Origin of the sequence: Nocardia sp. 852002-20019_SCH5090214 (genome assembly GCF_001665865.1) — a bacterium.
In the GTDB taxonomy this organism is placed as follows: Bacteria; Actinomycetota; Actinomycetes; order Mycobacteriales; family Mycobacteriaceae; genus Nocardia; species Nocardia nova.
This window is the reverse complement of sequence record NZ_LZMK01000193.1, coordinates 40,511-66,793: the sequence shown is the minus strand read 5'-3', so window position 1 is coordinate 66,793 and position 26,283 is coordinate 40,511. Positions and strand designations below refer to the sequence as shown.

The 26,283-nt window shown below is 67.6% G+C and carries 27 protein-coding genes; 3 read left to right on the top strand and 24 right to left on the bottom strand.

All coding sequences use genetic code 11. The annotated features are described in order from the left end of the window. The first annotated feature begins 44 nt into the window (after nucleotides 1–44). Entirely contained in the window at nucleotides 45–359 is a 315-nt protein-coding gene (mhuD, locus tag A5780_RS15750) for a mycobilin-forming heme oxygenase MhuD (protein ID WP_030517327.1), read from the top strand. A 60-nt stretch (nucleotides 360–419) separates the two neighbouring features. On the opposite strand, the gene A5780_RS15745 is transcribed toward mhuD, so the two are convergent. The 3 genes from A5780_RS15745 to A5780_RS15735 all read right to left on the bottom strand — a co-directional run bounded on the left by A5780_RS15745 (nucleotide 420) and on the right by A5780_RS15735 (nucleotide 2,813). Continuing rightward, nucleotides 420–863 (bottom strand): OsmC family peroxiredoxin, encoded by a 444-nt coding sequence (locus A5780_RS15745; protein WP_064908807.1) that lies wholly within the window; start codon nucleotides 861–863, stop codon nucleotides 420–422. 112 nt (nucleotides 864–975) lie between these two features. Then, nucleotides 976–1,824: an ABC transporter permease subunit gene (locus A5780_RS15740; RefSeq protein WP_064908803.1), complete on the bottom strand. Its 849-nt coding sequence runs from the start codon at nucleotides 1,822–1,824 to the stop codon at nucleotides 976–978. After that, on the bottom strand, nucleotides 1,821–2,813 hold the full coding sequence (locus A5780_RS15735; RefSeq protein ID WP_082976495.1) for an ABC transporter ATP-binding protein: 993 nt from the start codon (nucleotides 2,811–2,813) through the stop codon (nucleotides 1,821–1,823). Before A5780_RS15735 ends, A5780_RS15740 begins: the two co-directional genes overlap by 4 nt. A 126-nt stretch (nucleotides 2,814–2,939) precedes the next feature. Here A5780_RS15735 and A5780_RS15730 point away from each other — a divergent pair, with 126 nt between their 5' ends. Continuing rightward, nucleotides 2,940–4,151, top strand: coding sequence for a sensor histidine kinase (locus A5780_RS15730; RefSeq protein ID WP_064908802.1), 1,212 nt, complete (start codon nucleotides 2,940–2,942; stop codon nucleotides 4,149–4,151). Beyond that, nucleotides 4,148–4,813, top strand: coding sequence for a response regulator transcription factor (locus tag A5780_RS15725; protein WP_064908801.1), 666 nt, complete (start codon nucleotides 4,148–4,150; stop codon nucleotides 4,811–4,813). Before A5780_RS15730 ends, A5780_RS15725 begins: the two co-directional genes overlap by 4 nt. Before the next feature lie 24 nt (nucleotides 4,814–4,837). On the opposite strand, the gene A5780_RS15720 is transcribed toward A5780_RS15725, so the two are convergent. The 21 genes from A5780_RS15720 to ftsH form a co-directional block, all read right to left on the bottom strand. Continuing rightward, nucleotides 4,838–5,746 carry an LLM class flavin-dependent oxidoreductase gene (locus A5780_RS15720; RefSeq protein WP_064903607.1) on the bottom strand — a complete coding sequence of 303 codons (909 nt, stop codon included), beginning with the start codon at nucleotides 5,744–5,746 and terminating at the stop codon, nucleotides 4,838–4,840. Between the two features lie 76 nt (nucleotides 5,747–5,822). Further along, entirely contained in the window at nucleotides 5,823–6,608 is a 786-nt protein-coding gene (locus A5780_RS15715) for a phytanoyl-CoA dioxygenase family protein (RefSeq protein WP_063010120.1), read from the bottom strand. A 146-nt stretch (nucleotides 6,609–6,754) separates the two neighbouring features. Beyond that, a complete protein-coding gene (locus A5780_RS15710) occupies nucleotides 6,755–9,304 on the bottom strand; it encodes an ATP-dependent Clp protease ATP-binding subunit (RefSeq protein ID WP_063010122.1) in 2,550 nt (849 codons plus the stop codon). 327 nt (nucleotides 9,305–9,631) lie between these two features. Then, entirely contained in the window at nucleotides 9,632–10,606 is a 975-nt protein-coding gene (locus A5780_RS15705; RefSeq protein ID WP_064908799.1) for a triacylglycerol lipase, read from the bottom strand. Between the two features lie 111 nt (nucleotides 10,607–10,717). Then, entirely contained in the window at nucleotides 10,718–11,341 is a 624-nt protein-coding gene (locus A5780_RS15700) for an FHA domain-containing protein (protein WP_063010126.1), read from the bottom strand. Between the two features lie 238 nt (nucleotides 11,342–11,579). Further along, a complete protein-coding gene (locus A5780_RS15695; RefSeq protein WP_030517338.1) occupies nucleotides 11,580–11,945 on the bottom strand; it encodes an Lsr2 family protein in 366 nt (121 codons plus the stop codon). A gap of 114 nt (nucleotides 11,946–12,059) precedes the next feature. Then, complete coding sequence (gene lysS / locus A5780_RS15690; RefSeq protein WP_063010128.1) at nucleotides 12,060–13,526, bottom strand: lysine--tRNA ligase; 1,467 nt, start codon at nucleotides 13,524–13,526, stop codon at nucleotides 12,060–12,062. Nucleotides 13,527–13,691: 165 nt separating this feature from the next. Continuing rightward, on the bottom strand, nucleotides 13,692–14,129 hold the full coding sequence (locus tag A5780_RS15685; RefSeq protein WP_063010130.1) for a rhodanese-like domain-containing protein: 438 nt from the start codon (nucleotides 14,127–14,129) through the stop codon (nucleotides 13,692–13,694). After that, the gene (locus A5780_RS15680; protein ID WP_082976494.1) at nucleotides 14,126–14,785 is read right to left on the bottom strand and encodes a cysteine dioxygenase family protein; all 660 of its coding nucleotides are present in this window, start codon (nucleotides 14,783–14,785) and stop codon (nucleotides 14,126–14,128) included. Before A5780_RS15680 ends, A5780_RS15685 begins: the two co-directional genes overlap by 4 nt. A 175-nt stretch (nucleotides 14,786–14,960) precedes the next feature. Continuing rightward, the gene (locus tag A5780_RS15675; RefSeq protein WP_064908797.1) at nucleotides 14,961–15,755 is read right to left on the bottom strand and encodes a type III pantothenate kinase; all 795 of its coding nucleotides are present in this window, start codon (nucleotides 15,753–15,755) and stop codon (nucleotides 14,961–14,963) included. A 21-nt stretch (nucleotides 15,756–15,776) separates the two neighbouring features. Beyond that, nucleotides 15,777–16,196: an aspartate 1-decarboxylase gene (gene panD / locus A5780_RS15670; protein WP_030517343.1), complete on the bottom strand. Its 420-nt coding sequence runs from the start codon at nucleotides 16,194–16,196 to the stop codon at nucleotides 15,777–15,779. 14 nt (nucleotides 16,197–16,210) lie between these two features. Further along, nucleotides 16,211–17,236 carry a pantoate--beta-alanine ligase gene (gene panC / locus A5780_RS15665; RefSeq protein ID WP_082856666.1) on the bottom strand — a complete coding sequence of 342 codons (1,026 nt, stop codon included), beginning with the start codon at nucleotides 17,234–17,236 and terminating at the stop codon, nucleotides 16,211–16,213. Continuing rightward, complete coding sequence (locus A5780_RS15660; protein ID WP_063010220.1) at nucleotides 17,236–18,111, bottom strand: Rossmann-like and DUF2520 domain-containing protein; 876 nt, start codon at nucleotides 18,109–18,111, stop codon at nucleotides 17,236–17,238. The genes panC and A5780_RS15660 overlap by 1 nt, the downstream gene beginning before the upstream one ends. Nucleotides 18,112–18,457: 346 nt before the next feature. After that, entirely contained in the window at nucleotides 18,458–19,441 is a 984-nt protein-coding gene (locus A5780_RS15655; protein ID WP_030517346.1) for a diiron oxygenase, read from the bottom strand. An 89-nt stretch (nucleotides 19,442–19,530) separates the two neighbouring features. After that, nucleotides 19,531–20,613, bottom strand: coding sequence for a DUF6779 domain-containing protein (locus tag A5780_RS15650; protein WP_197521763.1), 1,083 nt, complete (start codon nucleotides 20,611–20,613; stop codon nucleotides 19,531–19,533). Between the two features lie 70 nt (nucleotides 20,614–20,683). Continuing rightward, complete coding sequence (locus A5780_RS15645; RefSeq protein WP_063010222.1) at nucleotides 20,684–21,154, bottom strand: DUF3180 domain-containing protein; 471 nt, start codon at nucleotides 21,152–21,154, stop codon at nucleotides 20,684–20,686. Nucleotides 21,155–21,176: 22 nt separating this feature from the next. Next, entirely contained in the window at nucleotides 21,177–21,713 is a 537-nt protein-coding gene (folK, locus tag A5780_RS15640; RefSeq protein WP_064908796.1) for a 2-amino-4-hydroxy-6-hydroxymethyldihydropteridine diphosphokinase, read from the bottom strand. Then, entirely contained in the window at nucleotides 21,710–22,102 is a 393-nt protein-coding gene (folB, locus tag A5780_RS15635) for a dihydroneopterin aldolase (protein WP_063010141.1), read from the bottom strand. The genes folK and folB overlap by 4 nt, the downstream gene beginning before the upstream one ends. Beyond that, nucleotides 22,099–23,046, bottom strand: a complete 948-nt coding sequence (gene folP / locus A5780_RS15630; RefSeq protein WP_082976493.1) for a dihydropteroate synthase — start codon at nucleotides 23,044–23,046, stop codon at nucleotides 22,099–22,101. Before folP ends, folB begins: the two co-directional genes overlap by 4 nt. Before the next feature lie 10 nt (nucleotides 23,047–23,056). Continuing rightward, nucleotides 23,057–23,728 carry a GTP cyclohydrolase I FolE gene (gene folE, locus A5780_RS15625; protein ID WP_036525602.1) on the bottom strand — a complete coding sequence of 224 codons (672 nt, stop codon included), beginning with the start codon at nucleotides 23,726–23,728 and terminating at the stop codon, nucleotides 23,057–23,059. 75 nt (nucleotides 23,729–23,803) lie between these two features. Further along, on the bottom strand, nucleotides 23,804–26,212 hold the full coding sequence (gene ftsH / locus A5780_RS15620; protein ID WP_064908794.1) for an ATP-dependent zinc metalloprotease FtsH: 2,409 nt from the start codon (nucleotides 26,210–26,212) through the stop codon (nucleotides 23,804–23,806). Nucleotides 26,213–26,283 lie beyond the last annotated feature (71 nt).

Genomic DNA, 26,283 nt, shown 5'->3' with positions numbered 1-26,283 from the left:
CGGCACCGACGATACGTGCCGCGCGGTGGGATTAGCCTGTGCTCATGGCTGTTGTGAAGATCAATGCGATCGAGGTTCCCGAGGGAGCCGGACCCGAACTCGAGAAGCGCTTCGCCCATCGGGCGCACGCGGTGGAGAATTCTCCCGGCTTCCTGGGCTTCCAGTTGCTGCGCCCGGTCGCCGGTGACAACCGGTATTTCGTTGTGACGCAGTGGGATTCGGAGGAGTCGTTCGCCGCGTGGCGAGACGGACCGGCCAAGGAGGCGCATGCCGGCCAGGCCCGCCAGCCGGTCGCCACGGGCGCCTCGCTGCTGGAATTCGAGGTGGTCCTCGACGTCGCGGCGAAGCCCGCTCAGTAGTTTCTCGCCGCACCCGGTGGTCGGTCCGACCACCGGGTGAGGTGCGCCGGTCGCCCCGGCTCAGCTTTCGAGGGCGGCGTCGAGTTCGATCGTCTCGACGCCGGCCAGAGCCTTGCTGACCGGGCAACCGGCCTTGGCGGTCTGGGCGGCCTGCTCGAAGCCGCCGGCGGCGATACCCGAGACCCGGCCGCGCACGGTCAGCTTGATCGCCGAGATGCGGAAACCGCCCGCGGGATCCGGGCCGAGCGTCACATCGGCATTCACGTCCAGGCTTTCGATGGTGCCGCCGGCAGCGCCGATCTGACCGGACAGCGCCATCGCGTAGCAGGACGAATGCGCGGCCGCGATCAGTTCCTCGGGGCTGGTGGTGCCCTCGGCGGTATCGGCGGTGCGCTTCGGGAACGAGACGTCGAATTTGCCGACACCGGAACTGGCCAGGTCGACCTGTCCGGAACCGTCCTGCAAGCCACCGGTCCATGCGGTACGCGCGCTGCGTGTAGGCATCGCTGTCCTTTCGTCGAGTGAGAATGAGCCGTCGCGATCGAACCTACTCGCCGCGCGCTCGACTCACCGCTGTCCGGCCCGGCGCGATTCCGGCGCGACGCCGCGGCGCTGTTCACGCCATATCGCGGCGCACCATCAGTGCCACTGTGCCGTAGGCGAATACCGCGATGTACACCGCCAGCACGACGAACGACGCCGGTCGGGACAGGATGTCCAGGACGCCCGGCGTCGCCGTGCCGCCCACGGTGCGCATGGCCCCGGCCGCCGAACCCGCCGCGGTCCCCGGCAGATGGTCGGTGAGCGCCCGGACAGGCGAGAAGATCGACGCGACACCGCGCAGCAGATTCTCCACGACGAGCACCCACACCAGGCCCAGGCCCACCGCCAGCGCCGGACCACGGGCGATCGCCGCGATCAGCGCGCCGGCCAGCGTCCACATACCGAGGATCACCACGCCGGTCGCGAGACCGAGCAGGGTGTGCGCGGCTGTCGGCAGCGTCGGCGTCCGATGCTCGGCGGCCCCGATCATCGCGGCCACCCCGGTATCCACCACGAACGCCGCACCGACCAGGCCCACCACCACGCTCATCAGGGAAACCACGGTTCCGCCGACCACCGCACGACGCGAGGGTCCCTGGGTGAAAACGGTTTTCCAACTGCCCCAGCCGTATCCGCTTCCCACCACCAGCGCGCCCAGGACGAGCATGAGCGCACCACCGAACATCGCCATGCCCTGGGTGAACACCTCCGGCACGGCCGCGGGCAGCATCAACTGCAACAGCACCTCGCGCGGCTGCCCGTTCGACATCCGGGAACTGCTGCCCGAGGTGTAGGCCAGATAGTTGAACAGATACGCGAAAACGAGATTCAGCGCGATCCAGGTACCGAGCACGATCCAGAACGCGGGCCACTTCCGCAGCCGTGCGAATTCGGCCCTGGTGCAGGCCACTACGTCGTTCATCGGTGCTCCTGTTTCGTCATCTCGAAAAACACTTCCTCCAGCGACTTTTCGTCGGTGCGCAGTTCCAGCAGATCCGCGCCGGATGCGATCACCGCGCGCGCCACCTCGGGCGCCATTGCCCTGCCGGCATCGACTCTGATGCCGGCGGCGGTCGGTAACGCACGGTGTTCGCCCACCACCCGGCGCACCGCCGGATAGGCCTTCTCCATCGGCTCGGCGCGCACGAGAAGTGTTGCCGCACCGCGCAATTGGCTCACGGTCGATTCGGTGAGCAACTTCCCGCCGGAGATGACGCCGACCCGATCGCAGATTTCCTGCACCTCGCTGAGCAGATGCGAGGAGAGCACGACGGTGTGCCCGTCGGCGGCCAAACCGGTCACCAGTTCTCGCATTTCGGCCATTCCGGCCGGGTCCAGACCGTTGGTCGGCTCGTCGAGAATGAGCAGATCCGGGTTGCCGAGCAGGGCCGCGCCGACACCGAGGCGCTGCTTCATGCCGAGCGAGTAGGTGCGGAACCGATCGCCTGCCCGGTCGGCGAGTCCGACTCGCGCCAGGATCTCGTCCACCTCGGCGAATCGGTCGCGAGGCCGGGAACCGGCGGTGCGCTCGGTCAGGTGGTAGCGGGCCAGCACGCGCAGGTTGTCGCGGCCGGACAGGTACGGATAGAAGCCGGGCCCTTCGATCAGAACGCCGATGCGCCGCAACGACTCCCGTTCGCCCGGATTCAGGCCCAGCACCGTCGCGGTACCGGAGGTCGGCGCGATCAGCCCGACGAGCATCCGCAGCGTCGTCGTCTTACCGGCGCCGTTGGGGCCGAGAAATCCGTAGATCTCGCCGCGGCGCACGGTCATGGAGACGGCGTCGACTGCCGTGTGGTCGCCGTATTTCTTGGTGAGAGACTCGGTAACCACGACCTCGGTGGCGCTGGCCCGGGTCTGTGTGACCGTGCCGGGGAGTTCGCCGGCCGGATCGGCATTCGATCTGTTCATACCTCGACCATCCGCTTCGACCTGCGCCGACACATCCGCCGGGGCGCCCGGCTCGGCGTACGTATCTGGACGTAATTCGCGGCGCGCGGGCTCGTGCGGCGACGCGGCGGGGTTACCGTTCGAACTGTGCAGTCGAGTAAACGGCCCGGCGCCCGGGATGTGCTGCTGTGCGTCGTCGTGGCCGTCGTCCAGCTGGGCGGCGGGCATGCGGCGAATGCGCATCAGTCCGGCGTGCGTCCACTGGATGCGCTGGGATATGCGCTGCTGGTGGCCGGCCCGCTGCTGTTGACGATGCGCGCGTGGTATCCCCGGGCGGTCTTCGTGGGCGTGCTCGCGGTCACCGTCGCCTATCTGCTGGTCGGCTACGGTTACGGGCCGGTCTTCGTATCGCTGGTCATCGCCTTCCTGACCGCGGCCTCGCGCGGCTCCCGCTGGTACACCTATCCGCTGGTGCCGCTGGGATTCCTGCTGATGGTGTGGCCGGTGCCCGCGCTGCGCGGCCACGGGCCCGGGGGCTGGCCGGTCGTCGGCATCCTGGCCTGGCTCGTGGTGCTGATCGCGATCGCCGAGGGCATCCGGCAGCGGCGTTCGGCGCTGATCGCGCGGCGGCAGCGCGTCGAGGCTGCCCGGCGCAACCGGGAAGCCGAGCGTGCCCGTGAACTGGCCGAGCGCGAACAGCGCGCGGCCCAGGAACGGCTGGCCATCGCGCGCGAACTGCACGATGTGCTCGCCCACAGCCTGTCGCTGATCAATGTCCAGTCGTCGGTGGCGCTGGAACTGCTCGACCGCAAACCCGAACAGGCCGCGACCGCCCTTTCGGCGATCAAAGAGGTCAGCCGCGATGCGCTCGGCGAGGTGCACAGTCTGCTGCGCTCGATCCGCGCCGGCGCGGAAACCGTTGCGGCGCCGACCAGCCCGGCGGTCGGCATCGGCGATCTGGAATCACTGCTGGCTCCGATGCGCGCCGCCGGCACCCCGGTCCACACCCGGATTTCCGGCACACCGCGCCGGGTGCCGGTGGTGGTCGACGTCGCCGCCGCTCGCATCGTGCAGGAATCGCTGACCAATGTGCTGCGGCATGCGCCCGGGGCGGAAGCGACCGTGGCTGTCGATTATTCGCCGAGCGAGCTGTGCATCACTGTGGACAACGAGCGCTCCCCGAATTCTCCACAGTCGTCCACAACCGGTGGCGGGAACGGAATTCCGGGCATGATCGAACGCGCCCGCGCACTGGGTGGCGAGCTCTCGGCAGCACCGCGGCCGGACGGCGGGTTCGCCGTGCGGGCCCGGCTGCCGATTCCGGATCGGCCGGACGCCGGCCTACAGGAGGTGTCGTGAACGAGATCCGCGTCCTGGTCGCCGACGACCAGGCTCTGGTTCGCGCGGGATTCGTCGCGCTGCTGGACGCCCAGGACGGCATCGAGGTCGTCGGGGAGGCCGGCGACGGCGACCAGGCCCTGCGGATGACCCGGGAGCTGCATCCCGATGTGGTGCTGATGGATATCCGCATGCCGGTCCTCGACGGCCTGTCGGCCACCCGCGAGATCGCCGCCGACCCCGGCCTGTCCGAGGTGAAGGTCGTGGTACTCACCACCTTCGAACTCGACGAATACGTCTTCGAAGCCGTGCGCGCGGGCGCCACCGGGTTCCTGGTCAAACACACCGAACCCGCGGATCTGGTGAAGGCGGTGCGCGTGGTGGCCGCCGGGGACGCGCTGCTCTCGCCCAGCGTCACCCGCCGCCTGGTCGCCGAATTCGCCACCCACGCCAAACCCGCGCCCGCCGCGGCGCTGTCGGAGCTCACCGATCGGGAGCGCGAGGTGATGGCGCTGGTCGCGGAAGGGCTCACCAATGCCGAAATCGGCCGGCGCCTCTTCATGAGCCCCGCCACCGCTCGCACTCACGTGAGCCGAATCCTGGTGAAACTCAACGCCCGTGATCGAACGCAACTCGTGGTCCTTGCCTACGAGTCGGGGTTGGTCCGCCCCGGCTGGCAGTAATTCGGGGTCGGTCGCGGCTCCGGGTCAGCGACCGAATTCCGCGGCCACCGGGATCACCTCGCGCCCGAGCACCTCCAGGGGCGTCAGCTCGTCGACGCCGGCCACCCGTCCGATCACCAGATCGATTCCCACCTCCGCCATCCGCTCCAGCTGCCCCAGCACCTGGCCCACGCCGCCACCGCTCGGCCCGAGATCGAAGGCGAAGACGCAGCTCTTGCGGATCTCGCGCGGATCGCGGCCGATCTCCGCGCACAGCCGGTCCAGCAGTTCGATCTTGCTCGCCAGCTCCGGCCCCGGCCGCAGACTTGCCACATCCGCGTAGCGCGCCACCAGCGGCAATGTGCGCCGCTCACCGTCGCCGCCGACGAGCACGGGTGGATGCGGGCGATGTCCGCCCGCCGGCGGATTCCGCACCACCTGCGGAGCGTTCAGCGGGCGCTCGACGTGAAAGTGCTTGCCGGATACGGGTTCCGGACCGCCCCGCGCACCGGTCCACATGGCCCGGCAGATCCGCAGCGCCTCCTCCAGCATGTCGTAGCGGTCGCGCAGCGGCGGGAACGGCAGGCCGTACCCTTCAACATCGCCGGTGGAGGTGCCCGTCCCGATTCCCAGCCAGGCCCGGCCGCCGGACAGCACATCCAGGGTGGTGACCAGCTTTCCGAGCATGGCCGGATGCCGATAGTGCACCCCCGACACCACCGCGGTCAGCTCCACCCGCGAGGTGTGCGCCGCGATGAACGACAGTGTCGAATACGCCTCCAGCACATTCTGTTCCACCCGTCCCAGCCATGGGCTCTGCCAGAGATGATCACCCACCGCGACGACTGAGAACCCGCTGTCCTCGGCCGTGTGGACGACCTCGGCCAGGCGCGATCCGATGCGTTCGGAGGGGGTGTCCAGCGCGAAGTTCGTCAGATGCAATCCGATATCCATGACTTTCACCCTCTGCCTCGCGGCAGCGCGAATCATCCGTCCGGAGAACACATCCCGGGTACGTCCCCGCGCGTAGTCAGCGGGTGACGCCGAGCTCGAGCCCCTGTCGGATCGCCTGCTCCACCGGCGAATACGCACCGTCGGGCCGGTCCAGCACGCACGGTTCGTGCAGCAGCAGCGGCGGCTGGGCCATGAATTTCGGGTTCCGGCCTCGATGCGCCTGGGCGGCATGCACCAGGAACGGATGGCACAGATACACATCTCCGGCCCGACCGGTCGCCGCCATTTCCGGAAGGTCCGCGGTGGCGGCGAAGTCCTCGACCAGGTCCGACATCGCGACTCCGGCCACACCGTACGGTTCCAGCACCTTCGCCATGCGCAGATGCGAGCCCATCCGGATCCGTGTCGGCGCATCGTCGGGGCCGACATCGGAGAACAGGAACAGCATCAGCAGCCCCCGCCCCTGCGACCGCACGTTGATGCGCCACCGCAGATAGTCCTGCGGATCCTCGCCCGGGAAACTCGCATCGATATGCCATCCGTCGTCACCCGGCGGCTGCTCGCTGGGGAAGCGAATCGGGAAGGTGCCCAGTCCCTGAGCGGCGACCCATCGGCCCGCACCGACCAGCCGATCGCACGCCTGGGCCAGCAGTGGGCTGCGCGCGGCCCGGGCGAACGGCGGGTCCGCGAAACCGGGCAGCCGGACCACCGGCCGCGTCCACGTTCCGGAATCCGCCGGATCGCATCCGGTCGCGCGCCAGAGTATTTCCCGCGCCTCGGCCGCGGTGGACTCGGAGAACGCACCCTCCACTCGGACGAAACCGTCGGAGATGAAGTCCTGCACCTCGGCATCGGTCAGCACACAGCCCTCATTCCGCTCGCGAACATCGCCAGCATGGAACAGGTTCCCGCGCGGCCGCCACTCATTTTCAGGGCAGGCAGCCGCGGATACGACGATGCCGGCCACCCCGTCGGGGTGACCGGCATCGGTCGGTTCGTACGGACTACTTACTCGCCCGAGGCCTCCGGAGCGGTCTCACCGGCGCCGGCCAGCGCCGCGACCGGTTCGGCTTCCGCCTTGGCGGGCTTGGCCTTACCGGCGAAGGTGAACTTGGCATCCTCGCCGGCGCCCTCGCCGTCCCAGTTCTCGACGTCGACCTCGACGATCTGGCCGGGGCCGATCTCGCCGAACAGGATCTTCTCCGAGAGCTGATCCTCGATCTCGCGCTGGATGGTCCGGCGCAGCGGGCGAGCGCCCAGCACCGGATCGAAACCGCGCTTGGCGAGCAGGCTCTTGGCCTTCTCGGTGAGCTCGATCTCCATATCCTTGTTCCGCAGCTGCGTCGCGACGCGGTTGATCATCAGATCCACCATCTCCACGATCTGCTCGTTGGTGAGCTGGTGGAAGACGATGACGTCGTCGATACGGTTGAGGAACTCCGGACGGAAGTGCTTCTTCAGCTCGTCGTTGACCTTGAGCTTCATCCGCTCGTAGTTCGAGCCCTCGGCGTTGGACTGCGAGAAGCCCAGACCCACGGCCTTCGAGATATCCGAGGTGCCGAGGTTCGAGGTGAAGATCAGCACCGTGTTCTTGAAGTCCACGGTCCGGCCCTGGCCGTCGGTGAGGCGGCCGTCCTCCAGCACCTGCAACAGGGTGTTGTAGATCTCCTGGTGGGCCTTCTCGATCTCGTCGAACAGCACGACCGAGAACGGCTTGCGGCGCACCTTCTCGGTGAGCTGGCCGCCCTCCTCGTAGCCGACGTAGCCCGGAGGGGCACCGAACAGCCGCGAGGCGGTGAAGCGGTCGTGGAACTCGCCCATGTCGATCTGGATGAGCGCGTCGTCGTCGCCGAACAGGAAGTTCGCCAGCGCCTTGGACAGCTCGGTCTTACCGACGCCGGACGGACCGGCGAAGATGAACGAACCGGACGGACGCTTCGGATCCTTCAGGCCGGCGCGAGTACGGCGGATGGCCTTCGACACGGCCTTGACCGCGTCCTCCTGGCCGATGATCCGCTTGTGCAGCTCGTCCTCCATGCGGAGCAGACGGGTGGTCTCCTCCTCGGTGAGCTTGAACACCGGAATACCGGTCCAGTTGGCCAGCACCTCCGCGATCTGCTCGTCGTCGACCTCGGCCACGACGTCCAGATCACCGGAACGCCACTGCTTCTCCCGCTCGGCGCGCTTGGCGACGAGCTGCTTCTCCTTGTCGCGCAGCCGCGCGGCCTTCTCGAAGTCCTGCGCGTCGATGGCGCTTTCCTTCTCCCGGCGGGCATCGGCGATCTTGTCGTCGAATTCGCGCAGGTCCGGCGGAGCGGTCATCCGGCGGATGCGCATCCGCGCGCCCGCCTCGTCGATCAGGTCGATCGCCTTGTCCGGCAGGAACCGGTCGTTGATGTACCGGTCGGCCAGCGTGGCCGCGGCCACCAGCGCACCGTCGGTGATGGACACCCGGTGGTGCGCCTCGTAGCGGTCGCGCAGGCCCTTCAGGATGTTGATGGTGTGCTCGACCGTCGGCTCGCCCACCTGGACCGGCTGGAACCGGCGCTCCAGGGCGGCGTCCTTCTCGATGTACTTGCGGTACTCGTCGAGGGTGGTGGCACCGATGGTCTGCAGCTCACCGCGGGCCAGCTTCGGCTTCAGGATCGAGGCCGCGTCGATCGCGCCCTCGGCGGCACCCGCACCCACGAGCGTGTGCAGCTCGTCGATGAACAGGATGATGTCGCCGCGGGTGTTGATCTCCTTGAGCACCTTCTTCAGGCGCTCCTCGAAATCACCGCGGTAGCGGCTGCCCGCGACCAGGGAACCCAGGTCGAGGGTGTAGAGCTGCTTATCCTTCAGCGTCTCCGGCACCTCGCCGTTGACGATGGCCTGAGCGAGACCCTCGACGACGGCGGTTTTACCGACGCCGGGCTCACCGATCAGGACCGGGTTGTTCTTGGTGCGGCGGCTCAGCACCTGCATGACGCGCTCGATCTCCTTCGAGCGGCCGATGACCGGGTCGAGTTTGCCTTCGAGTGCGGCCTGGGTCAGGTTGCGGCCGAACTGGTCGAGGACCAGCGAGGTGGACGGGGTCCCGGATTCGCCACGAGCACCGGACTCCACCGCCTCCTTACCGCCCTGGTAGCCGGACAGCAGCTGGATGACCTGCTGCCGCACCCGGTTGAGGTCGGCGCCCAGCTTCACCAGCACCTGGGCCGCGACGCCTTCGCCCTCACGAATCAGGCCGAGCAGAATGTGCTCGGTGCCGATGTAGTTGTGGCCGAGCTGCAGCGCCTCGCGCAGGCTCAGCTCCAGCACCTTCTTGGCCCGGGGGGTGAAGGGGATGTGACCGGACGGCGCCTGCTGGCCCTGTCCGATGATCTCCTCCACCTGGCTGCGCACACCCTCGAGCGAAATTCCCAGCGACTCCAGGGACTTCGCCGCGACACCCTCACCCTCGTGGATCAGGCCCAGCAGGATGTGCTCGGTGCCGATGTAGTTGTGGTTGAGCATCCGAGCCTCTTCTTGGGCCAGGACAACGACCCGCCGCGCGCGGTCGGTGAACCTCTCGAACATCGCTCCCTCACTTCCTGCTCCGCTATCCACGGCATCCGGCGCTGCTGTTGTGCTTCGTGCTTCACACCTGTGGCGCCAGCCTGCCATGAAGCCCTGGGGTTGCATCCCCCGCCTCTACTGTAGTTGGCGGGGGTCACGGCCGTCGTCCGTCTACCCTATTGCGAACGGGCGACACCGCGAGTCATACCGTTCTAACGCGGCTCCAACCCGGAACGTTTCCCCAGCAACTACGCCCACAGCTGAATTTTCGGGCCCCCTTCCCGACGTCGGGGTTCGCGGCCCCGAAACTCGGCCGCGAATCTCCGCGCGACGTCCTCGCCGACGGAACTATCCGGTGAGCGGTGGGATGAAATGGCAGGGCACGGGGTGCGGATCGTCCGGATCCAGGGCGTTGAGCGCGAACGCGGCCGCCCGGTCGCTGCCCGCGATGCCCGCGTGCTCCGAATAGTCCGACGCGCAGCCGTCCTGGACCACGATGTTCGTCGTCGTCGGTCCGGGCACCAGGGCAACGGTGTACGGGACCACCAGCTCGTCGTAGCGGGTCTCGATATTGGTGTAGGTGACGTCCGGGTCGTAGACGCCGTCGGCGTTCAGGGAGCGGAGGAAATCCGTACTGCCCGTCATCTGCGCGCACGCGGCACAGGGGCTCACGCCCAGGACGCCGTCGAAGGCCGGCTCCGCGCCCAGGCGCCGCGCGAAATCGCGAGCCGGATCGATCACCGGGCCGAAGGTGCCCAGCCACGGCGCGGCGATCGCCACGAACTTGTCGACCTTGTCCGAACCGCCCAGCCGCTTGACGAAGTAGTTGCCCACCAGATTGCCCTGCGAATGCGCGATCAGATCGACCTTCGCGGCGCCGGTCGCCGCCAGCACCCGGTCCACGAACTCCGCGAGCTGCGCCGAACTGTCCTCGATCGGCCGCATGCCGCCGATCGCCGAGAGCGGCCACGGCAGGTCGTAGGCGCCGTAGGTCAGCGAGTAGACGCAATATCCCTCGTTGGCCAGCAGCGGCGCGTACACGCCCCAGTTCGTCTGCGACCCGCCGCCGGTGCCGTGCACCAGCACCACGGGTTCGGGATGCGCGGCGCTGGGCCGGCACGACCAGTCGTCGGCGCCGGGCAGGGAACCACCCGGATTTCGCAGCTCGTACGGAATGCCGGAGAAGAAGTTGTAGTCCACCGGATATTCGGCGTGGGCCGCCGCTGCGGCGGTCACCCACAGGGTGCTCAATACCGCCAGGACGAGGATGGATCCGGGTAACCGGCGCAGCAGACGCGGCGCACGCACGGGACGAGACGACATCGAGAGCTCCAAAAACTAGAACGCGTTTCAACACGCTAGCGGGAGCAGGGAACCGTGCGGATCGATACCGGCGGGTAACCGGAATCGCGCGTCACATCCGGCGGACGGATCTCAGAGGTCGCGCTGCGAGATGATGCCGTTCTGGATGGCCAGCGCCGCCAGCCGCACCCGCTTCTGATTCTGCGGCAGATCCTCGACGCCGAACTTCGAAAACAGCGCGCGCAGATGGGTTTTGATCGCATCCACGCTCAGATACAACTCGTCGGCGATCTGCTGATTGGAGGCGGGCGTGGCGAATTCGGTATTGCCGCGGTACGGGCGGCACAGCGCGATCAGAACCGCGCGCTGCGTATCGGTGAGTGAACGGGGACTCGGCACCGAGCCGACGGAAGTCCGGGTCGCGTCGTCGACCGTACCGGTGTAATCGTGAAACGACAGCATCGAGGTCCCGACCCGGATGCGGTCACCGGCCTCCAGCCGGCGGCGGCCGGCCAGCCGCTCGCCGTTGACGAAGGTGCCGTTGCGCGAGAGTCCGTCGTCGACGATCGTCCAGTGCGCGCCGAGGTATTCCACTGCCGCATGCAGTCGCGACACCTCGGCGTCCCAGCCCAGGGACAGATCGGCCTGCGGCGAACGCCCGATGGTGATGCGCTGATGATCCGGGGTCAGCGTCAGTTCGTGGCGGCGGCCGGTGTCGTCGATGAACCGGAGAAACGATTCGTGAATATTCGTCACCGCGTTGCTACCCCCACCCTCGTACCGCCAGTGACGTGGTCTGCATAGGCCCCATGGTGCCGCGCCGACGCGGCGACGAGCAAGATCACCACGCCGGGACCGTCCGGGTACGGCCGCACCGAAATACTGCGACCGCACGGAAATACCGCCGAGGCATCGAAATGCCGCTGCCGCCCGGACGTCGCACGATTCCTCCGGGCGGCAGCGGCACAGACGCAGCCGGGTCTTTTCGACCGCACTAGTTGTTGCGGCCGACTTCCTTGTGGTAGCTCTCCACGACATCGGCGGAGATGCGACCGCGCGCGGAAACCTTGTGGCCCTTACGCCGCGCCCACTCCCGAATTGCCGCACTCTGTTCGCGATCCATGGAAACTCGGCCCTTCGGCGCACCGGTGGTCGCACCGACCGGCTTGCTGCGCCGGCGACCGCTCACCCGGCGGGCATTGGCAACCCACACGTCCAGCCCGTCCCGCAGCTTCGCCGCATTCGCCGCCGACAGGTCGATCTCGTACGAAACACCGTCGATCGCGAACTCGATGGTCTCGTCCGCAATGGACTCACCATCGACATCGTCGATCAGGCTAACGGTGACCTTCTTTGCCATGAGATGAACGTCCTCTCGAAATCGTGCGACCCGGATACCAGGCCGATGCCCGAGTCGAGAATACCTCTAGATACGAAATTTCCAAGACGGGGAATCGGCATTCAAACCCGGTACTCAGCGACCGGACGGACGCACAATTGGGAACAGTATGGTTTCCCGGATTCCGAGTCCGGTCAGTGCCATCAGCAACCGATCGATTCCCATACCGGTACCGGTTGTCGGCGGCATACCGTGTTCCATGGCGGCGAGGAAGTCCTCGTCCAGCCGCATGGCCTCCTCGTCACCGGCGGCGGCGAGTCTGGCCTGGTCGACAAAACGTTCCCGCTGTACGACCGGATCCACGAGTTCCGAATAGCCCGTAGCCAACTCGAATCCGCGGACATACAGATCCCACTTCTCCGTGACGCCCGGCTTACTGCGATGCTGGCGCGTCAAGGGTGAGGTCTCCACCGGGAAGTCCCGCACGAAAGTGGGCGCATAGAGCTTGTCGCCATAGCTGTGTTCCCACAGTTCCTCGACAAGTTTGCCGTGGCCGTAACCCTTGTCCGGAGGAATTTCCAGACCGACCCGATCGGCTAGCGCGAGCAATTCCGGAACAGTAGTTTCCGGCGTTACCTCGACCCCCAGCGAATCGGATAGCGAGGGATACATCTCGATGGTGTTCCACTCACCACTCAGGTCGTATTCCGTACCGTCGGCGAGTGTGACGACCTGAGTGCCGAAGACCTCTTGTGCGACTTCCTGGATCAATTCCCGCATCATCCGCGCGGAATCGTCGTAGGTGCCGTAGGCCTCATAAGTTTCCAACATCGCGAACTCGGGCGAATGCGTCGAGTCGGCGCCCTCGTTACGGAAGTTGCGATTGACCTCGAAGACCTTCTCGATCCCGCCCACCACGCAGCGCTTCAGGAACAACTCCGGCGCGATGCGCAGATACAGATCCATATCCAGCGCATTGGAATGGGTGACGAACGGACGCGCCGCCGCACCTCCGTGCAAAGTCTGCAGCATCGGCGTCTCTACCTCGAGGAAACCCCTGCGCTCCAACGCATTTCGCAGTGCGCGCACGGCCGCCACCCGGGTGCGGGCCATCTCCCGCGCCTCCGGGCGCACGATGAGGTCGACATAGCGCTGGCGGACCCGCGACTCCTCGCTCATCTCCTTGTGCGCCACCGGCAGCGGACGCAGCGATTTGGCCGCCATCGACCACGAATCGGCCATCACGCTCAATTCGCCGGTGCGGGAGGAAATCACTTCGCCGTGCACGAAGACGAAATCGCCCAGATCGACATCGGCCTTCCACGCCGCCAGCGCATCGGCGCCGACACCGTTCAGGCTGATCATCGCCTGCAGCTTGGTGCCGTCCCCCTCCTGCAGCGTGGCGAAGCAGAGCTTGCCGGTATTGCGCATGAAGATGACCCGGCCGGCCACGCCGGCCTGCACGCCGGTGCTGGTGTCGGGCTCGAGGTCGGGATAGGCGGCGCGGATCTCGGCGAGGGTGTGGGTCCGCGGCACCACCACCGGATACGGCTCTACGCCCGCGTCGAGCAGCCGCTCACGCTTCTCCCGGCGGATCCGCATCTGCTCGGGAACGTCGACTTCCGCTGCGGCAGGATGCGATTGCCCCGCAGGAACCCGGCCCGCGGAGCCACCGGACGAAGGGCTTTTCGGGGTGCTCACAGCGAACCACCCTATCGTGCGCCGGAAATCGTTCTGCGCGCGCCCGACCCCCGCTCACCCGGGCTATTACAGCGAGACGAGTGCGGTGATCTCACCGGCCAGATGCGGTGCGCCGGCGGCCACCGACAGCAGCCCCGCGGCCTTTACCGCCTGGTAGCCACCGACCAGATCGGTGGCCCGGTGCAGACCCAGCTGCTGCAGTGTGGCTGCCGCCAAACTGGAGGTGTAACCCTCCGAGCAGACGATCACCCATTCGCGATCGTGATCGGTGGCCAGGGCGAGCCGTGCGGGGCTGGTGGGGTCCAGCCGCCACTCCAGCACATTGCGCTCGATCACCAGGGCGCCCGGCAGGGTGCCCTCCTTGACCCGCTGGGCCTGCGGACGGATGTCGACCAGCAGGGCGCCGCGCGCGATCGCCTCCGGCAATTCGAACGCGTACATGCGCGTCAATCGCGCACGCGCCGCCTCCAGCATGTCGTTGATGGTGAGATGCGGGTACGTCATTTCACATCGCCTTCGGGCTGGTCGGTGAGCAAGGTCCGGGTACGTCGCAGCGTCCCGTGGCCGGTCACCTCGTAATACGACATGGCGGACAGAGGTGGTGAATACGCGTGCACCGAGAGCGTCGGATTCGACGGCTCGGGCACACCCGCGAACTGATCCGGGGCACGCACCACGTCGTGCACCCAGCCGAGCGGGAACGAGGCCTGATCACCGGCGGTGAGAGTGCGCTTGCGCAATTCCTTGCCGTTCCAGCGGAATTCCGAGAGCGCACCGCTCAGCACGGTGAGCGCGCCGAGCGAGCCGGCGTGGTCGTGCAATTCCGTCGACCGGTCCGGCACCCAGCTGATCAGCCAGACATCGACCTCGTCGTCGGCGAGAAGCCGGACGGCCCAACGGTTTTCGGTGGGCCACACGCCACCGGACGGCAGCAGGTGGTCGAAGCGGCCCGCCATGACGTCCTCGGCGCCCTCGTCGGTCAGCCGCAGCAGATCCGCCGGGCGCAGCCGGGTCGGCAATGCGGACGACACCGAGCGATCGGTGATCTCGGCGGTGAGGCGGTTGGCCGGACGAGCGGGCGGCAACTGCCCCGTCCGACGCCGCGCGGCATCACCGCTCGCGGCGGAGGTAACAGCAGAGGTGAGGACAGAGGAACGCATGAGCGAAGCTCCAGGAGTAGTGGACGGCCGAGGGCGGATACGCAGCCTCGACAATCAGCCGAGGCGAATCAGCCTCGACAACACTCCTGGGTGCTCACGCGGAAAGTCACGAGCCGAAGTCTAGCAGGGTGACCAGCGCGTGCAAGGCGGTGTGTTTCACCCCACAGCACGCCGGTCACGCGCGGCGGCGCTGCTGGTTGCGCTCGTAGACCAGACGGAGGCCGTCCAGGGTCAGATGCGGCTCATGGTGGTCGATGGTCTCGGATTCGGGGACGATCAGCGGTGCGGTCGGGCCCGTCGCCACCACCGACACATCGTCACCGGCGAAGGCGTCGAGTTCGTCGCGAATCCGGTCGATCAAACCGTCCACCAGGCCCGCGAAGCCGAATACCGCGCCGGACTGCATACACTCCATGCTGTTCTTCCCCACCACCGAACGCGGGCGGGTCAGTTCCGCGCGCCGCAGCGCACTCCGGGCCACCAGCGCCTCGGTGGAGATCTCCACGCCGGGGGCGATCGTCCCGCCGAGGAACTCGCCCTTCGCCGACACCAGGTCGACACAGATGGCGGTGCCGAAATCGACCACGATCGCCGGCGACTCGAAACGATGATATGCCGCAAGGCAATTCACGATCCGGTCCGCGCCGACCTCTTTCGGATTGTCGACCAGCAGCGGGATTCCGGTGCGCACACCGGGTTCCACCAGCACGTGCGGCACGTGCGACCAGTAGCGACCCAACATGGTGCGCAACTCCCGCAGCACCGGCGGCACCGTCGACAAGGCCGACACCCCCACCACCTGGTCCAGCCGCTCGCCCACCAAACCCCGCACCTGCATGGCGAATTCGTCGGCGGTCAGCAGCGGATTGGTGTGCACGCGCCAGGTGTGCACCAGCTCCGCATGCGCACCACTGCCCGAGAACAGGCCGATCTCGATACTGGTGTTGCGGACGTCGATCGTCAGCAGCATCCTCGCCCCGCTGCCCGCGGCTCAGGCGAAGGTCAGCGAGCGCGGCGAGGTCAACCCCGAACCCTCCGGGGCGTGCGCCGGGTCCGAACCCAGCTCCACCGGACGGTTGCGGTCGTCGACGAACACCACCCGCGGCTGGTACTCGCGCAGCTCGGCCTCGTCCATCATGCCGTAGGCGATCAGGATGACGAGATCACCCGGATTCACCAGATGCGCTGCTGCGCCGTTGATTCCGATCACGCCCGAACCGCGCTCACCGGCGATCACATAGGTTTCCAGCCGGGCGCCGTTGTCGATGTCGACGATGCAGACCTGCTCACCCTCGAGCAGATCGGCGGCGTCCATCAGATCCGGGTCCACGGTCACCGAACCCACATAGTGCAGATCGGCGTGAGTCACCGTGGCACGGTGGATCTTCGACTTCATCATGGTGCGCAACATCGTGGTCGCCTTTCCTATGCGTCGGCCTGGGCAGGCTGGAAATCGGGGACAGCGTTGTGGCCGTCGGCGGGTGCGACGGGTCCGGAGGCGGCAGCCTGCGTAACCACGGAGGGCCCCGCGGACGCCGCATCGGACACCGCGGGAGGGACGGAAACGGGCACGTTGTCGATCAGGCGGGTGGCGCCGATGCGGGCGGCCACCAGCAGGCGAGCGTTCCCGCTGCTCGGAATGGGACCCAGATCCGAACCACGCAACTCCAGGTAGTCGACGTCGACACCGGTCGCACCGTCGAGCACCGAACGAGCCGCGGCCAGAACCGCGTCGGGCCCGCGCCCCGCCGCATGCCGGCCCGCGGCCAGCGCGGCGGACAGTGTGATCGCCAACTCACGCTGCTGTTCGTCCAGGTAGCGGTTGCGCGAGGACAGCGCCAGGCCGTCGGACTCGCGCACCGTGGGCACCGCGACGATATCGACGTCGAAGTTCAGATCCCGGACCATCTGCCGGATCAACGTCAGCTGCTGATAGTCCTTCTCGCCGAAGAACGCCTCGTGCGGACGCACGATCTGCAGCAGTTTCGCCACTACCGTCAGCATCCCGGCGAAATGGGTCGGGCGGCTGGCGCCCTCCAATTCGGCGCCGAGCGGTCCCGGATGGACCGAGGTGCGCGGGCCGTCCGGATACATCTGGGCGACGCTCGGCGCGAACACCAGCGCCACGCCCTCCTCGCGCAGCAGCGCCACATCGCTGTCGAGGGTGCGCGGGTACTTGTCGAAGTCCTCGTTCTCACCGAATTGCAGCGGGTTGACGAAGATCGACACCACCACAACCTGATTCGTGCGCTTGGCGCGGCGCACCAACTCCAGATGGCCCTCGTGCAAAGCACCCATCGTCGGCACCAGCGCGACCGTGCGACCGACCCCGCGCAGTGCGGAGGTCACCGCCGAAACACCGGCCGGCTCGTGGACGACCGTGAGCTCGCCCGGGCGATACAGCTTGCGCAGCTGCTCCGGGGTCAGCTTCTTCGCTCCCGAATTCGACATCAGTATCCCTCCAGCAGGCCGATCAGATCCGGATTCGTGCGGGCCAGCTGCGCCGTGCGCAGCGACATCGCGCGATAGCCGGCCGCCAGTTCCGGATCGGCCGCGGCCAGTGCCTCCAGGTGCGTCGAGACGGCGAGGGCGTCACCCCGCGCCACCGGACCGGTCAGCGCAGGCAGGCCGCGCCGCAGCGCGTTGTCCAGCGCCGCCGAGACCAGCGGCGCCAACATCCGCTCCGCCAATCCGTTGGGCTGGTCGTCGACCACCTGCTGCCCCAGCAGGCCCGGACCCTCCAGCGCCGCCCGCAACGCCGCGACCGCATCGACGATCAGGGTGACCAGATGATTACTGCCGTGCGCGAGAGCCGCGTGGTACAGCGCGCGATTCTCCTCCGGGACCCGCACCGGCTCGCCGCCCATCTCGATCACCAGCGACTGCGCGATGGCATAGCCGATCTCGTCGGCCGCAGTGATGCCGAAACAGGCATTCGCCAGGCGGGCGGTGTCCTCGTCGTGGCCGGTGAAGGTCATCGCCGGATGGATCGCCAGCGGGCGGACATCGGTCAGCGGGGACAGGACGGCCACACCGTTGGCCCCCGAGGTATGCGCGACGATCGTTCCCGGACGGACCACCCGCGCCGCCGCCAAACCGGCCACCAGACCGGGCAGTTCACTGTCCGGTACGGCCAGGATCAACAGTTCGCTGCGCGCCGCGATCTCCTCGGCCGGCAAGATCTGCGATTCCGGCAACCGCGTGTGCGCCCGATGCCGCGACGCATCGGAAATCGCCGACACCCCGAACACCACGTGCCCGGCCCGCTCCAGCGCGACACCCAGCGCCGAACCCACCCGGCCCGCCGACACGATGCCGACCGTCAGCCGGGCCGGCGCCGGATCACTGCCTGGTACAGCGGACGAGCCCGAGACCGCAGGCGCGGCGGGGCGCGACGAATCGGCCTCGTCGGGCCGCGAAAAATCGGAGGTCACCGTTGTCCTCTCGGAAGGCGTTCCAGTCCCGCATGGCGGGTACCGGACGTTACGAGTCGAGAATAGGTAGTGACCGGGGGCGCTGCCAGAGGACCCGCGCGTGATATTTCCCTCAGTAGATTCGGCCTGCGCTTCGCTCCGGACCTTTGGCCTCCGCTTCGCTCCGGACCTTTGGCCTCCGCTTCGCTTCGGACCTTTGGCTTCCGCTTCGCTTCGGCAGGGGTCTCGGCTGCCGCCCTTACGCGGCCTTGCGGGCGGGTTCGCTGCGGTAGCGGGAGGTGGGGCCGTGGATGCCCAGGAGGCGCCAGGCGACCTTGGCCACGGGGTTCATCAGGCCGCTGGTGGTGGCCAGTGCTCGGACATCGCCGAAGATGTTGCGCATGGTGACCTGGGATTCGGTGCTGCCCCAATAGGCCTCGCGCATCACCTCCGCGGGGATGTCGAACTTCTCCACGAACTCCTTGGGCGGAGTCATGATCATGTCGAGCATGATCCGCATCGCGGTCGGGAAGAGCAGCGACAGCACGAACTTCGTGGCCGGATTCATGCCGGGCACGTTGCGGCGCAGATATTCGTGTGCGAACGAGATGTGGCGCGCCTCTTCCGCCACGTGGATCTGCATCACCCGCTGCACCATCGGATGCAGGTCGGTACCGGCGCGCAGCAGCGACTTCTGCAGGTGGTCGATGGGTTCCTCACCGCCGAGGATCATCGTGAAGAACAGTTCCGGGAAGTACTTCACGGCCGGCCAGATGATCATGGTCAGCTTGCGGTCGACGGTGCCCATGCCGACCACATCCTCGCCGATGCGGTTGATCATCTCCTGGAACATCATCGTGTGGTTGCACTCTTCGGCCGCCTCGTGCGTCACGTAGCGGAATTCCGGATCACCGTTGGGCACCGACACCAGGTACTGCATCAGACCGCGGATCAGCAGTTGCTCGAAGTCCAGGCCGACCTTGGCGATACCGGCCTGGCGCCACATACCCATGGCGATTTTGCGTTCCACCGGCTGCGCCTTGTACCAGGGATGGCGTCCCAGCGGATCCTCGTCCGGCATGATCCAGCGGGTGTCGGTGGGATCGACCGCGAATTCCGGTGAATCCCAATCGATGTCGACGTAGGGGTCGAAGTTCTTGTGCACCGACCCCTCGGACAGACCGCGCAGGATCTCGTGATACTCGGGATCGGCCGACGTGTTCTTTACGGCAGTGGACAGCATCTTCGGTGTCTCCTTCGCAGTACTCTCCTGCGAAAGTTACCGATACTTAGCGTCACATGCAACCTGTTTCACAGGCGTGATCGCGGGCATTACGAGCTGTTCTGCTCCGATCGCAGATTCGCCATGATCTCCGCGACGGTGAGTTTGCGCCCCGGCTGATCCTCGTCGGAATCGGCGTGGCGACGACGGCGGGAACCGGCGGTACCCATGGTCGTCGTGGGCTGGACGGGAGCCAGCCGCGGCACCGAGGAACTCGGGCGCGAGTCGCCGGACTCCGTGGTCGCCGGCTCGGAAGTACCGTTCGCCGACGCGGTGGCGGATTTCGCCGAGCTCGCCGAGGGATCGTCGATCTGCCGGTCGCCGGACGGGGCCGATCCGGACTCCGACGGCTGGGGCTCCGACGGCTGAGAATCCGGCAGCTGAGACTCCGACGATCCGGACTGCGCTTCCCCACCCTGGCGACCGCCGTTTCCGTCGCCGTTCACCGACGGTCCGGACGAAACCCCCTCCTCATCCAGCGCCTCCGCCGACACCACGGCGGTCTCGGCCGTCACCGGATCGTCGTACGGACTGGCGAAGGCCGGGGGTTCGGGATGATCGGGATCGAAGACCGGCGAGACCACGTGCAGCGGCACGGCAGGTGCGCTCCACGCGTCCCAGGTGTCGGTTTCCTGCGAGCTACCGTTCGCCACGGTCGCGTGGGTGAGCTCCTGCACCCGCACGGCCTCGGCGCGCAGCGCCGGTCGGTCGACCAGTAGGTCGCCGTCGAACAGCCGCTGCAGACTTTCGCGCAACACGGTCAGTTCGCTGCGCAGCGCGGCCAGTTCGGCGGCGTCCGCGCCGACCTCCCGGCGCACCCGCGATTCGACACCGAGTTCGTATTCGCGGCGGGCGGTGATCTCGCGTTCGAGCTGCAACTCGTAGACCTTCTGCAGGTCACGAGCCTTGGCCTGATCGATCGCCGCATCCCGGCGATAGCGGGTCGCCGCCAGCGCGGCCACCGCGGCGGCCCACAGAGCCGCGACCAAACCGACCCGGACCAACTGCACATTGTTGCTGAAAATCAGAAACACACTGGCAATCAGACCGAGCAGAATTAATACGCCGACGACGATTTTTCCCGCGTTGTCCCGCTGTCGCGGGGAAGCACTGCTACGGGAGGGTGAAACCATGTCCGCAAGGGTAGCTCGAATAGCGGATTCCGGCGCGCAGCCGGTCCGGAACTCCACTCGATTGCGTTAGCTATGAGGTAGCCGGTTCGTCTGGTGGCTCATGTGGCGCGCGGCAGCAATACTCCAGCCACAGCGCGGCGGCGACCAGCACCACACCGGCGATCAAACCCACGATGGCGCCGGGGGTGTCCGAGGCGGCCGCGCGGATATCCGACCGCTGCGGCAGCACCCAGATCAAAAAGCCCAGCCACACGCCGGCCGCCAGGGACCCCACCTGCGCCGAAGCCTTCGCCAGCGCCACCGCGCGGGCCGCGGTGATCGGATGCAACTGTTTCGGCCCGTCACCGATGCGGTGATCGCCGACGCGGGCGCGAATCACGAACGCCAGCACCGCTTCCACGGCGGCCACCGGATACAGCGAGGCGGCCGCGATCACCGTGATCGGCGGAAAGCTCGAATAGGCCCACCGAGTCGCCACCCACGCCACCGCGGCAGCGATCACGACATTGGCGAGCAGATCCAGAATCTTGGTCGGCCTCATGACGTTCATGACCAGCCGCCGTTCATCGTTGCGCCGCGGACAGCGACAGGTCGGTGAGCCGGACGCCGTCGATCTCGTCCGGATCGAGCTCGGCGAGCAGTTCCCGAATCGGCCGGGTCCGGCCGAGCACCTCCAGCGTCGCGTCGGGTTCGACTTCGGCCCACGGAATCAGGACGAACGCGCGATTGTGCGCCTGCGGATGCGGCAGTGTCAGTTCCGGGTCCGCACTGGTCACCGGATGCAGCCCCGCGGGGCCACGCTCCGCGCACCAGATCACGTCGACATCCAGAGTCCGTGCGCCCCAGCGGATCTCGCGGACACGCCCGGACCGCCGTTCCAACCGCTGTCCGCGTTCGAGCCAATCGCGCGGGCCCAGCTCCGAATCCTCGACCACCACAACGGCATTGAGGTAGTCCTCCTGCGGCACTCCACCCCACGGAGCGGTCGAGTACACCGACGAGACGGCGACCAGCTGCGGCGTCAGCGCCGCCACCACACTGCGGAGATGGGCGAGCCGATCCCCCAGATTCGACCCGATCGACAGCACCGCACGGCTCATCCGGCCACCTCCGGGGTCGGCGGTAATCCTCGCCGCCTGGTGGCCACCACGCGGACATCGGCGAAGGTGTGCGGAATCGGCGCCGAGGGCTTGTGCACGACCACCTCCGCCGCGGTGACGCGCTCGTCGCGCATCACATCGTCGGCGATCTCGGCGACGACGGTCTCGATGAGATTGCGCGGCGGGCCGGAGACGATCGCGACCGCGCGTTGCGCCAGCTCGCCGTAGTCGACGGTGGCCGACAGCTCATCGGTCGCGGCCGCCTTCGCGAAATCCAGCCACAGGGTGATGTCGACCAGGAATTCCTGGCCGTCGCGGCGCTCGAAGTCGAAGCAGCCGTGGTGACCGTAGGCGCGCAGACCGCGCAGCTCGATGCGATCGGTACTCACTCGCTCCCCTGATTGTGTGAACCGGCTTCGGCGGCTCGCCGCCCCGCAGATTCGGCGGCTCGCCGCCCCGCAGATTCGGCGGCTCGCCGCCCCGCAGATTCGGCGGCTCGCCGCCAGGCATCCGCGACGGCGATGGCGTCGAGCGACGACCGCACATCGTGCACTCGCACGCCCCATGCGCCGTGCTGAGCGGCCAGGGCGGAGATGGTGGCGGTGGCGACCTCACGCCCGTCGGGCGGGCGCGGTCCGGACTCGTCGGCCAGCAGCGAACCCAGGAAACGCTTGCGGGAGGCGCCGACCAGAATCGGCAAACCCTGGGCCGTCAGTTCCGGCAGTGCGCCCAGCAGGGCCCAGTTGTGCTCGGCGTTCTTGGCGAAGCCGAGGCCGGGGTCCAGTACCAGCCGGCTCGGATGCACACCGGCCGCCATAGCCAGATCCACCTGGGACGAGAGTTCGGCCAGCACCTCGCACACGACGTCGTCGTAGTGATCGGCGGGGCCGATGTGGCGATGATCGGCATTCGCCCGCCAGTGCATCAGAATCCACGGGATCTCGGCGGCGGCAACGACTTTCACCATCTCGGCATCCGCGCGACCACCGGATACGTCGTTGACCACGCTCACTCCGGCGTCGATCGCGGCGGCCGCGACACTGGCCCGCATGGTGTCCACACTGGTCGGCACGCCGGCTTCCACCAGACCGCGAATCACCGGGACCACCCGCTGGGCCTCGGTCTCCGGATCGATGCGAACGGCGCCCGGGCGGGTGGACTCACCGCCCACATCGATGATGTCGGCGCCCGCCTGGTACAGCCGCACCCCGTGGGCGACCGCGACAGCCGGATCGAGGTAGCGGCCACCGTCGGAGAAGGAGTCGCTGGTGACGTTCACCACGCCCATCACCACGCACGAGCGCCCGTCCCGGGGAGTGATCAATGCGCTCATGGGCGATCGCTCATTTGCGCAGGATCAGGTCGAGAGCCTCGGCGCGCGAGGACGCGTTGGTCTGCAGCAGGCCGCGGACCGCGGACGTGGTGGTGCTCGCGCCCGGCTTGCGGATGCCGCGCATCGCCATGCACAGATGCTCGGCCTCCACCACCACGATGGCGCCCCGCGGATCCAGCTTCCGCATGACCGCATCGGCGATCTGGCTGGTCAGCCGCTCCTGGACCTGCGGCCGCTTGGCGTACAGGTCGACCAGGCGGGCCAGTTTGGACAGACCAGTGACCCGGCCCTGCGGGCCCGGAATATATCCGACGTGGGCGACCCCGTGGAAGGACACCAGGTGATGTTCGCAGGTCGAGTACATCGGGATGTCGCGCACCAGCACCAATTCCTGATGCCCTTCGTCGAAGGTGGTGTTCAGCACCGAATCAGGTTCCACATACAGGCCCGCGAACATCTCGCGATAGGCGCGCGCGACCCGGGCGGGAGTATCGATCAGCCCGGGGCGGTCGGGGTCCTCCCCGACCGCGACCAGTAGTTCACGTACCGCGGCCTCGGCCCGCTTCTGGTCGAAGGGCCGACCGGTACCCAGCGCGATCAGGGCCGGTTCCTCCGCAACCACGGCGGCACCCGCGCCCGACGCCGAATCGGACCCGGCGGGAGCGCTGTTGTTGGCCGACATACGAGGACACCTCCACAATCACGTAAATCAACGCGCCGACAGCGCGGTTCGACCGTCGAGCCTAATCGCAGCCGGTCAGCGGTGGCTGTTCGGTCCGTCCCAATCGCCGTGATCCTGAGTGCCGTTCTGCGTCGATCCGTCCTGATCTCCGGGCCATTCGGGCCGGCGATGACCGCCGCCGTAACGCTGCGGCTCGCCATAGCGCTGAGGCTCGCCGTATCCCTGCGAGCCGCCGCCCTGAGGGGCGCCGCCGTACTCCGGCTGCTGCGGCGATCCGCCCGCGGACGGATCCTCCTGCGGAGGCCAGCCCGGAGCCGACCAGCCGGCGGGAGCGCCGTAATCCGGCCGGGAGCCGTGCGTACTCTGCCGCGGATATCCCGGGCCACCCGCGGGCCGCGGGTAGTTTCCGGGCTGCGGGGCGGGATAGCTGTAGCCGGTCGGAGCCGGGGCCGGGTTGCGATGGCCCTCCTGCGGATAACCGTTGGTCGGCACCGGCTGCGGCGCGGGCTGCTGGTTCGGCTTGCGGGTCTCGGCTTCCTCCGGCCACGGCTCACCGCGTTCGGCGGCGAGTTCGCGCGGGGTCTTCACCGGCGGCCGATCCGAGGGCACGCGTTCACCGAAATCGTTGAAGGCGGTGATGCGCGGACGCTTGTCGACGGTGGCGAGTACCTGCTCGAGGTCCTTGCGGTGCAGGGTCTCGCGCTCCAGCAGCGCGGTGGCCAGCGCGTCGAGTTCGTCGCGATATTCGTTGAGGATCGCCCAGGCCTCGGTGTGCGCGGCCTCGATGAGGTTGCGCACCTCCTCGTCGATTTCGCGGGCCACCTCATGCGAATAGTCAGAGCCTGTGCCCATCGTGCGGCCCAGGAACGGGTCGCCCTGTTCCTGCCCGTAGCGCACCGCGCCCAGCCGGGCACTCATGCCGTATTCGGTGACCATGGCACGCGCGATCTTGGTCGCCTGGTCGATATCGGACGAGGCGCCGGTGGTCGGCTCGTGGAAGACCAACTCCTCGGCGGCGCGGCCACCCATCGCCATCACCAGGCGGGCGATCATCTCCGAACGGGTCATCAGGCCCTTGTCGTCCTCGGGCACGGTCATGGCGTGCCCGCCGGTGCGACCGCGGGCCAGGATGGTGACCTTGTAGACGGGCTCGATATCCGGCATCGCCCACGCGGCCAGGGTGTGACCACCCTCGTGGTAGGCGGTGATCTTCTTCTCGTGCTCGCTGATGATCCGGCTCTTGCGCCGCGGGCCGCCGATTACGCGGTCGACCGATTCCTCCAGCGCCGGTCCGGTGATGACGTTGCCGTGCTCACGGGCGGTGAGCAGCGCCGCCTCGTTGATCACGTTGGCCAGATCCGCACCCGACATGCCGACGGTGCGCTTGGCGAGGCCGTCCAGATCGGCATCGGGGGCGATCGGCTTGCCCTGCGAATGCACCCGCAGGATCGCGCGCCGACCGGCGAGGTCGGGATTGCCGACCGGGATCTGGCGGTCGAAGCGGCCCGGGCGCAGCAGCGCCGGGTCCAGGATGTCCGGGCGGTTGGTGGCCGCGATGATGATCACACCGGTGCGGTCGCCGAAACCGTCCATCTCGACCAGCAACTGGTTCAGCGTCTGCTCGCGCTCGTCGTGCCCACCGCCGAGGCCGGCGCCGCGCTGGCGGCCGACCGCGTCGATCTCGTCGACGAAGATGATGCAGGGGCTGTTCTGCTTGGCCTGGTCGAACAGGTCACGCACGCGGGAGGCGCCGACGCCGACGAACATCTCGACGAAGTCGGAACCGGAGATGGTGAAGAACGGCACCCCGGCCTCACCCGCGACCGCGCGGGCCAGCAGCGTCTTACCGGTTCCGGGCGGGCCGTAGAGCAGCACGCCCTTGGGGATCTTGGCGCCCAGCGCCTGGTAGCGAGCCGGATTCTGCAGGAAGTCCTTGATCTCGTACAGCTCTTCGACGGCCTCGTCGGCACCGGCCACATCGGCGAATGTGGTCTTGGGCATATCCTTCGACAGCTGTTTGGCCTTGGATTTACCGAAGCCCATCATGCCGCCGCGACCACCGCCCTGCATCCGGGCCATCACGAAGACGAACAGACCCAGCAGAATCACCATCGGCAGCACGAACAGCAGCACCTGGGTGAACCAGCTGTCCTGTTTGACCGCGGTGTTGAACGGCGCTCCGGACTGCTGCACGTCGCGCAGGATCTGCGCGGAGACCTCGCTGCCGCCGGGGTACTTGGCCATGATCTGGGTCTGGCCGCCGGTGGCGTCGTTGCCCTGTTTCAGGGTGATGCGCAGCTGCTGTTCTTTGTCATCGATCTGGACCTGCTTGACGTTCTGCTTGTCGGCAAGCTGGGTGAGCGCCACCGAGGTATCGACGTTCTTCCAGCCGCGCGTGTCGTTGCTGAAGTAGCTGACCAGATAGATCACGAGCAGGATGCCCGCGACTATGGCCAGGTTGCGAAACACTGTCTTGCGGTTCATAGAGCGTCGGCCGGCGGGCCAGTCCTTTCCGGTGTTTCCGGTGTATGCCTACTATGCGTCGGGCGGGGCCG

What these genes read in the sequence shown, in the direction of transcription:
- panD (WP_030517343.1), bottom strand. Translation starts at nt 16,196, where the DNA reads ATGTTGCGCACCATGATGAAGTCGAAGATCCACCGTGCCACGGTGACT.
- A5780_RS15675 (WP_064908797.1), bottom strand. Translation starts at nt 15,755, where the DNA reads ATGCTGCTGACGATCGACGTCCGCAACACCAGTATCGAGATCGGCCTG.
- A5780_RS15720 (WP_064903607.1), bottom strand. Translation starts at nt 5,746, where the DNA reads ATGGATATCGGATTGCATCTGACGAACTTCGCGCTGGACACCCCCTCC.
- A5780_RS15645 (WP_063010222.1), bottom strand. Translation starts at nt 21,154, where the DNA reads ATGAGGCCGACCAAGATTCTGGATCTGCTCGCCAATGTCGTGATCGCT.
- lysS (WP_063010128.1), bottom strand. Translation starts at nt 13,526, where the DNA reads ATGCGGATCCGCCGGGAGAAGCGTGAGCGGCTGCTCGACGCGGGCGTA.
- A5780_RS15735 (WP_082976495.1), bottom strand. Translation starts at nt 2,813, where the DNA reads ATGAACAGATCGAATGCCGATCCGGCCGGCGAACTCCCCGGCACGGTC.
- A5780_RS15695 (WP_030517338.1), bottom strand. Translation starts at nt 11,945, where the DNA reads ATGGCAAAGAAGGTCACCGTTAGCCTGATCGACGATGTCGATGGTGAG.
- A5780_RS15655 (WP_030517346.1), bottom strand. Translation starts at nt 19,441, where the DNA reads ATGCTGTCCACTGCCGTAAAGAACACGTCGGCCGATCCCGAGTATCAC.
- A5780_RS15705 (WP_064908799.1), bottom strand. Translation starts at nt 10,606, where the DNA reads ATGTCGTCTCGTCCCGTGCGTGCGCCGCGTCTGCTGCGCCGGTTACCC.
- A5780_RS15710 (WP_063010122.1), bottom strand. Translation starts at nt 9,304, where the DNA reads ATGTTCGAGAGGTTCACCGACCGCGCGCGGCGGGTCGTTGTCCTGGCC.
- folP (WP_082976493.1), bottom strand. Translation starts at nt 23,046, where the DNA reads ATGAGCGCATTGATCACTCCCCGGGACGGGCGCTCGTGCGTGGTGATG.
- mhuD (WP_030517327.1), top strand. Translation starts at nt 45, where the DNA reads ATGGCTGTTGTGAAGATCAATGCGATCGAGGTTCCCGAGGGAGCCGGA.
- A5780_RS15680 (WP_082976494.1), bottom strand. Translation starts at nt 14,785, where the DNA reads ATGCGTTCCTCTGTCCTCACCTCTGCTGTTACCTCCGCCGCGAGCGGT.
- panC (WP_082856666.1), bottom strand. Translation starts at nt 17,236, where the DNA reads ATGTCGAATTCGGGAGCGAAGAAGCTGACCCCGGAGCAGCTGCGCAAG.
- A5780_RS15685 (WP_063010130.1), bottom strand. Translation starts at nt 14,129, where the DNA reads ATGACGTACCCGCATCTCACCATCAACGACATGCTGGAGGCGGCGCGT.
- folK (WP_064908796.1), bottom strand. Translation starts at nt 21,713, where the DNA reads ATGAGCCGTGCGGTGCTGTCGATCGGGTCGAATCTGGGGGATCGGCTC.
- A5780_RS15650 (WP_197521763.1), bottom strand. Translation starts at nt 20,613, where the DNA reads ATGGTTTCACCCTCCCGTAGCAGTGCTTCCCCGCGACAGCGGGACAAC.
- ftsH (WP_064908794.1), bottom strand. Translation starts at nt 26,212, where the DNA reads ATGAACCGCAAGACAGTGTTTCGCAACCTGGCCATAGTCGCGGGCATC.
- A5780_RS15740 (WP_064908803.1), bottom strand. Translation starts at nt 1,824, where the DNA reads ATGAACGACGTAGTGGCCTGCACCAGGGCCGAATTCGCACGGCTGCGG.
- A5780_RS15745 (WP_064908807.1), bottom strand. Translation starts at nt 863, where the DNA reads ATGCCTACACGCAGCGCGCGTACCGCATGGACCGGTGGCTTGCAGGAC.
- folE (WP_036525602.1), bottom strand. Translation starts at nt 23,728, where the DNA reads ATGTCGGCCAACAACAGCGCTCCCGCCGGGTCCGATTCGGCGTCGGGC.